The sequence below is a fragment of the Acidocella sp. MX-AZ02 genome (assembly GCF_000306035.1).
GTDB lineage: Bacteria > Pseudomonadota > Alphaproteobacteria > Acetobacterales > Acetobacteraceae > Acidocella > Acidocella facilis.
The window spans coordinates 1-6,815 of record NZ_JH976215.1; the positions used below are offsets into that span (position 1 = coordinate 1).

Consider the following 6,815-nt stretch of genomic DNA (forward strand, 5'->3'; position numbering starts at 1 on the left):
CCTTCACCTATCGCAACGGTGTGGTGAGCGACATCGCCCTGGCACATTCCAGCGGCTTTCCGCTGCTCGACCAGGCGGCCCTGCAGGCCGCCCGCATCGCGCATTATCCAGCTCCGCCGCCGGGCTTCGCAGGACGTAGCTACGACGTCACCGTCGAAGTGATTTTTGAGATGACGTCGTAGGATATGAATCCCGACTGACCGCTGTCGATATCCAAAACCCGTGAAATTGGAGACGCATTATGTACGGCTTGAGACGCTCTCGCGTGATTTTTCTTTTTGCCTCAACGGCACTATCGGCGTTGCCACTCGCACGGGCAAGTGCCCAATCGAGCGCGCCAACCTCTCCCATTAACCTTGATCTTGGGACCGTGACCGCAACGGGCTCTAATTATACCAATAGCGGTGCAGCCGTGGCGCCGAGCTCAACGGGCTCTCAAAAGCAAGCGGTTAAGGAACAGAAATTAGCCCCGAACATTATTTATGTGCAACCTGAATCCGTGATGCAGAAGCTTCCGGATTCAAACGTTGCTGAAAACCTGAAGCATGTTCCTGGCATTAGCACCGCGACTGATTCCGGATTCAGCCGCTACGTGATGGTACGCGGCTTGTCAGAGGATTTGAATTCTACGCGCTATGCAGGGCTTGAGCTTCCCGGCACCAATACCAATGCCAGCCCGACCGGCGGCGGCCGCGCCGTGGCGTTGGACTTTTTACCCCCCGGCATTATCGGGGGGGCGAAAGTGATACCAACCCTCACTCCCGATATCGCCGCCACCGGTCTTGGTGGTGTGATCGATTTGCTGCCGCCGAGCATGCCCGCGGATAAAGATACCATGCTTGATATAAATGCCGGCGGCGGCACAACGCTCTTGCAGCACAATGCCATGGGTCAGGTTAGCGTTACCGCCGGAAAGCGCTTCGCCATTCCAGGGTTGAAGTTCGAAAATGCCAAGCCGTTCACGGTGCTTGGGAGCTTCGGGTATATTAATACTTCCCCGGGTATTTTCGATATGGAAGAGGGGTATACGAACGGCACCACCACTGCGGGCATGCCGGCTCAGATTAATAATCTTCAGCTGCGCCGATATAACAACCAGCGCATCTCGAAGGGGTATACTGGCGAGATCGATTTCGATCCGAACCCGCAAACGCATCTCTACGTGCTCGGTATGTTCTCGTCCATGAATGAGACCATTCAAAAAGACGAACTTTACCTTCAAAATCTCGATGCGTCCTCTGTCGATAATGGCAACAACAACTTCACGGCGACAGGCGCTAATCTGAACAAATATTATGAGAACAGCTCCGAAACCGACGGCATGACAGTGCTCAAGGCGGGCGGCAATTTCATGGTCGCCAACCTGGTGAACGTGACTTTCCACAGCGGCTATGCCGAGGGGTTCGATCGTTTCAACCATGATTTTGTCTCGAATTTTGGCAGCAACGATCAGAATTTGACAATCGATTACGATACCAGTAACCGGAATTTCCGGTCGTACAGCATCGCAACTGCGTCCGGTGCGGCGTATGATCCCACCAACCCAAATAATTACAGCTTCAGCGATTTAACCAATCTTCCGATCAGCGCCACAGACAGGATTTATGACAACGGCGCCTCTTTCGCGGTGCCGACCAGCTTCCTCAATACCCTCGGCTCGTTCAAAGTTGGCGCGGATTTCAGCCTGCGCTCGCGCAACAGCATGGCCTCCACCATTTCCTATACGCCGGTGAATGGCGGCTATTCGCTGGCCAGCGTTACGGGCGGCATGTCCAACCTAACGACCTATGGCCGCTATCCGCTCGGCCCAAATCTGAATTACGGTCAGCTCTTTGGTCAAGGCTACACGACCTCGGCCGATCCGATTTCTGCCGCGCAATCCTACCAGCATGATCGTGAGAATATATATGCGGGTTTCGCGCAAGAAGATTTGCAATGGAACAAGCTTGAGGTTCTTGCGGGCCTCCGGTTCGAGGCGACAGATGCCGCATATTCCGGCTACGCTTCCACCACTGATGCTAACGGCAATACCACGATCGGGGGGCAGATTACGAAGCCCCAGAATTACAACAACATCTTCCCGACAGTGCAGCTGAAATATGATTTCACGCCAGAGTTGCAGGGGCGCTTTGCCTATTCGACAGGTATCGCCCGTCCCGGCTTCCAGCAAGTCAGCCCGGCGATTTCCACGACCGCGAACGCAGCCCTGGGCAGTGGCAGTGGGTCCTTGATCTCGACCGGCAACCCGAATTTGAAGCCGCAAACCGGCCGGACATTCGATGTCGCGCTGGCCTATTACACGCATAATGACGGCGTTTATATGGTTGATGGCTTCCTCAAAAATATCGACAATTATATCATTGCGACCAACTATAATGCGAACGGCAACACCTATCAGACGTTCAAGAATATCAGCGGCGCCCAGGTGCGCGGCGTCCAGCTCGAGGCCATTCAGCGTTTCTATTTCCTGCCACATCCGCTCGATGGTCTGGGGATCGATGCCAATCTGACCTACGTGGATGGCACGGGTAAAATCTTCCCCGGTCAGGGGCGTTCCATCCTGCCAGAGACCTATCCGCTGACCGCCAATATCGCCGAAACTTATAAAAAAGGCCCGTTCGATTTCGAGATCAGCGAAAACTACACTTCACGCAATCTCTTCGCCGCCGGCAGCAGCCCGGGGAGCAGCACTTACACCCAGCCGACTTTCATGCTGGATGTAAGCGCGTCTTATCAGCTGACTCCGCACTGGACCTTCTATGCCCAAGGTGCCAACCTGACCAATTACCGCCTATATATCACGCAGGGCTCCAACAGATTTTATCCCATTCAGCGCGAATATTACGGGCAACGTATTCTGTTCGGCGTACATTATCGTCTTTGACGTCCGCGACGATATTGCCGCGGGACCGCAGGCTTTCATCGCGGCATGATTATCGAAGTTGATGCGTTAGCCCCGTCGCCGTGGGGGTGACGCATCGATAAACCACCAGCCTCGCGATCCTCATGGTTGGCGAGACTGGTGGTCATCCATTTATCCTCCGGGCGGGAGCGCCGCTCGCCCGGGTATCAGTTTGCCCTAATCCGCGTTGGCCCCCTCCACGCTGTTCTCAAGAACGGCACCGGTCACGGCATCTACCCCGACCTCATTCGTTTTCGCGCCGGATTTGATGTCGAATGAGTAGCGCAAGCCGCTGCCACCAGCTTCCTTCTCCAGCTCTTCATCCGCGATTTTGCCAGGCTGCGCCTTCAGAGCGATGTTTCGCGCCGCTTCGAGGCTGATCTTGGCGCCTCCTGAGAGGTTTTCGCCTGTGTAGGCTAGAGCCGGCGCCGCTAAACCGGCGAGGATCGCCAGAGCGCCCAGAGTACGGGCAGGATACGCAAATTTCATCGTCAAACTCCATAGTTCATCTACGTTCGGCGCCGGCCACGCCGGGCGCCTTGACTCTGGTTTAGCGGTGCAGACTTAGCTGAAACTTAGGCCCAACTGCCCGGCATCGTCACCGTCGCCATAACACCGCGGACAGCGTCGGTGCGGTTTGTGACCTCCAGCCCAAAGCCATGGCGCTCAGCTATGCGGCGGGCGATGGCGAGCCCTAGCCCTGTGCCCTCCGCCACCTCCGGCGTGGCGCGAAAGAAGCGTTCGAAAATCCGCGCTTGCGCGCCTTCGGGAAGGCCAGGACCGTTATCGCGCACTTCGGCGCAGCCGCCGGCCTGGCTTCGGCGCAAGGAAATGTCCACGGTTCCGCCGGCCTGCGTGTAAGTAACGGCGTTTTCGATTAAATTGCCGAAGAGCGTGCGCACGTCGTCCTCGGCGCCAGTCACCAGGAATCGGGGCGGGATGGTCGCGCTCAGCTCGATGTGTTTGCGCGCGGCGAGTGCAGCGTGATCCGCAACGCAATCAAGCAGAAGCCGTGCGGCATCGAAACGGGTGGCGGGCAGCGCCGGCGGTTCGTCGAGCCGGGCCAGGCGCAGGAGCCGGTCGGTCAGCTGCGCGCTGCGGCGCGCCCCCGCTGCGAGAGCGGCCAGGCGCGGTAAAGCGAGCGGTGCCCCGGCGACGAGATTATCGATCTCGATCTGCATCGCGGCGATCGGCGTGCGCAGCGTGTGCGCGGCATCGGCCAGGAAGCGCTTCTGCGCGGAAAGCGCGGCCTGAAGCCTGACGATGAGACCGTTCATGCTGGTGATCAGCGGCGTCAATTCTTGAGGGATGCCATGCAGCGGCAAGGGCTCGGTAGCCATGGTGCCGCGTGTGGCGAGGTCCGCGGCCAAGAGGTCGAGCCGTCGCAAAGTGCGATGCAGGGTGAGCCAGACCAGCAGCCAGGAGAAAGGGATCAGCAGCGCCGCCGGCAAGGCCGCGCCGATAGCGGCATTGCTGGCGATTTCGTCGCGGACGATCTCACGCTGCGCGACCGCCACGGTGCGGTCCACGCCGCGCAATACATAGACCCGCCAGGCTTCGCCGCCGATCCGCGCCGTGGAAAAGCCAGCCTGGCGCGGAGGTGACGTAAACATGCCGGGTATGGTTTGATGCAGCATGCTTCCCTGCGCATTCCAGATTGTCACGGCAAAGCGGTCCTCGGCATCCTGGTCGGGTGCTGGGGGCGCGTTGGCGGTGCCGGGGCCGCGCCCGGCGTTCAAAGCGATCTGGCGAAGTTGCCCGTCCAGAAAATCCGCGGTCTCGCTCTTGCTATACAGATACGCCGCGCCCGCCGCGATGAGCCCGGCCCCCACCAGCAGGAAGGTGACCCACACCAAAGCGGTTCGGCGCAATGAGAGGGCGGGGCTCATTTTTCCACCATCCAGCCAGCGCCGCGTATGTTCAGAATGACCTGCTTTCCGAATTTACGCCGGATGGAATGGATTAATACCTCCACGGCATTACTTTCCACCTCGTCGCCCCAGCCATAGAGGCGCTCCTCAATCTCGGCGCGGGATAAAATCCGTCCCGGCCGGCTCATCAGCGCCTGCATCAGCGCGTATTCCCGCGCGGAAAGGCGCTCGGTGCGGCCGCCATAGGAAAATTCGTGGCTTGCCATGTCAAGCGCCGCCTCGCTGGTTTCCAGCCGCGCGGTTACCCGCCCGGCGTGGCGGCGGATCAGGGCCCGGATGCGCGCGAGCAACTCAGGCACTGCAAACGGCTTCACCAGATAATCATCTGCCCCAAGATCCAACCCAGCGACGCGGCTCTCCACCGCATCGCGGGCGGTGATCACCAGCACAGGCGTTTCCACCCCTTTCTGCCGCGCGGCTTTTAGCACGCTCAGCCCGTCCAGGCCCGGCAGGCCGAGATCAAGCAAGGCGATGGCATAGGCATTGTCGCGCAATGCCGCCTCCGCCGTCACCCCGTCACGGACCCAGTCCACCATCATGCCCGCTGATTTCAAGGCGGCGAGCAAACCCGCGCCGATCAGCGCATCATCCTCGATCAGCAATACCCGCATATGACCAGCTTGGGCGAAGGGGCCGAGCCAAACAAGAGGCTATACGCGAACGCGCGAGCGGATCCAAATTTTAGGAGAATTGAATGGTAGTGCATGGCTAAGCGCGGCCGCCCAGTATGGTTATTGCCATATGGCAATACATGGCGTATATATAGCCACATGACAGGAGCTTCCCATGTCTGTGCTTAGCCAGATCACCGTTGCGCCGAAGCCCTTTTCACCTGACCCGATCACCGATGAAGAGGCAGGCGCCATGTTCCGTGCGGCATTGAACCTTTTCCGCCTATGGGGGGTGACAGACGACCAGGCCGCGATCATCCTCGACTTGCCGCGCCGTACCTTTGCCCGTTGGAAAGCTGGCGAGCTTGGCCGGATTGGCCGTGACGGCAAGGCCAGGCTCTCCAACCTCATGGGGATCCACAAAGCCTTGCGGATCATTTTCAAGGAGCCGGCGCGCGGCTATGGCTGGATCAAAGCCCCGAATGCGGCTTTTGGCGGCCGCTCGGCTTTGGAGGTCATGCTCCAGGGTGAACTAACCGACCTCATGCGTGTGCGGCATTATCTGGATGCGGAGCGTGGCGGCTGGTGATCGACCCGTCGATCGTCCCCATCTCGCCGGTTCATTGGGTTGGTGCCAGGCGGATCATCCGCAGCCTGTATCCGCCTGTCGATTTGTTCGAAGATATTGCCGATCCAGAAGATTGGCCCTTGTTGATCGCCGCGGAGCAGAAGACCAATCCGCGCCTCATGGAAACGATCGGCGCACTTGATCTGGTGCCGGTGTCGCGGCGCGTTTCCGGGCCGGGAGCGAGTTATCTCATGGCCCCGTTCACGCATGTCAGCCCTGAGCGGCCGAGCCGGTTCAGCACAGGGGCTTATGGCGTGCTGTACGCCGCGCGGACATATGAGACGGCCCTGCTTGAAACCATTCACCACCACGCACGCTTCATGGCACAGACCGGACAACCGTCTGGCTGGACATCGCAGTTTCGGGAGCTTGTGCTGGATATCCAGGCCTCGCTGCATGATCTGCGGGGCGGGCCCGCCGCGCTCATGCCCGTATTGGACCCAGATGATTACACCATGGCGCAACAATTGGCAGCGGCCTTGCGGGGCCGTGGATCTGAGGGGCTGGTTTACCCCAGCAGGCGCGATCCTGACGGTGTTTGCGTGGGGCTGTTTTACCCGGATCTAGTCTCGCCGCCCGTGCAAGGGCGCCATCTTGATTATCACTGGGATGGGGCCCGCGTTGATCTGATCCGCGATGCAGGGACGGGAGGGGTTTTTCGGGTGAAGGAATGCTGAAGAGGGCGGAAGCAAACAAGGGCCACACATGTTCACGGGCATTTTGCGAAGCGACATCCTTCAGCC

The 6,815-nt window shown here is 59.3% G+C and carries 7 protein-coding genes; 4 read left to right on the plus strand and 3 right to left on the minus strand.

The genetic code is table 11. The features are described 5' to 3' along the window. Both MXAZACID_RS17030 and MXAZACID_RS17035 read left to right on the plus strand, forming a co-directional pair. On the plus strand, positions 1-182 hold a 182-nt coding region (locus tag MXAZACID_RS17030), incomplete at its 5' end, for an energy transducer TonB (protein ID WP_008495789.1). Between the two features lie 83 nt (positions 183-265). Beyond that, complete coding sequence (locus MXAZACID_RS17035; protein WP_205619864.1) at positions 266-2,884, plus strand: TonB-dependent receptor; 2,619 nt, start codon at positions 266-268, stop codon at positions 2,882-2,884. 195 nt (positions 2,885-3,079) lie between these two features. Here MXAZACID_RS17035 and MXAZACID_RS17040 read toward each other — a convergent pair whose 3' ends face one another. The 3 genes from MXAZACID_RS17040 to MXAZACID_RS17050 form a co-directional block, all read right to left on the minus strand. Beyond that, on the minus strand, positions 3,080-3,391 hold the full coding sequence (locus MXAZACID_RS17040; RefSeq protein WP_008495791.1) for a PepSY domain-containing protein: 312 nt from the start codon (positions 3,389-3,391) through the stop codon (positions 3,080-3,082). Positions 3,392-3,477: 86 nt separating this feature from the next. Beyond that, the gene (locus MXAZACID_RS17045) at positions 3,478-4,791 is read right to left on the minus strand and encodes a HAMP domain-containing sensor histidine kinase (protein ID WP_039885772.1); all 1,314 of its coding nucleotides are present in this window, start codon (positions 4,789-4,791) and stop codon (positions 3,478-3,480) included. Continuing rightward, a complete protein-coding gene (locus tag MXAZACID_RS17050; protein ID WP_008495793.1) occupies positions 4,788-5,444 on the minus strand; it encodes a response regulator in 657 nt (218 codons plus the stop codon). The genes MXAZACID_RS17045 and MXAZACID_RS17050 overlap by 4 nt, the downstream gene beginning before the upstream one ends. Positions 5,445-5,619: 175 nt before the next feature. On the opposite strand from MXAZACID_RS17050, the gene MXAZACID_RS17055 reads away from it, so the two are divergent. Both MXAZACID_RS17055 and MXAZACID_RS17060 read left to right on the plus strand, forming a co-directional pair. Continuing rightward, entirely contained in the window at positions 5,620-6,033 is a 414-nt protein-coding gene (locus MXAZACID_RS17055) for an MbcA/ParS/Xre antitoxin family protein (protein WP_008495794.1), read from the plus strand. After that, entirely contained in the window at positions 6,030-6,749 is a 720-nt protein-coding gene (locus tag MXAZACID_RS17060; RefSeq protein WP_008495795.1) for an RES family NAD+ phosphorylase, read from the plus strand. Before MXAZACID_RS17055 ends, MXAZACID_RS17060 begins: the two co-directional genes overlap by 4 nt. The last annotated feature ends 66 nt before the right edge of the window (positions 6,750-6,815 follow it).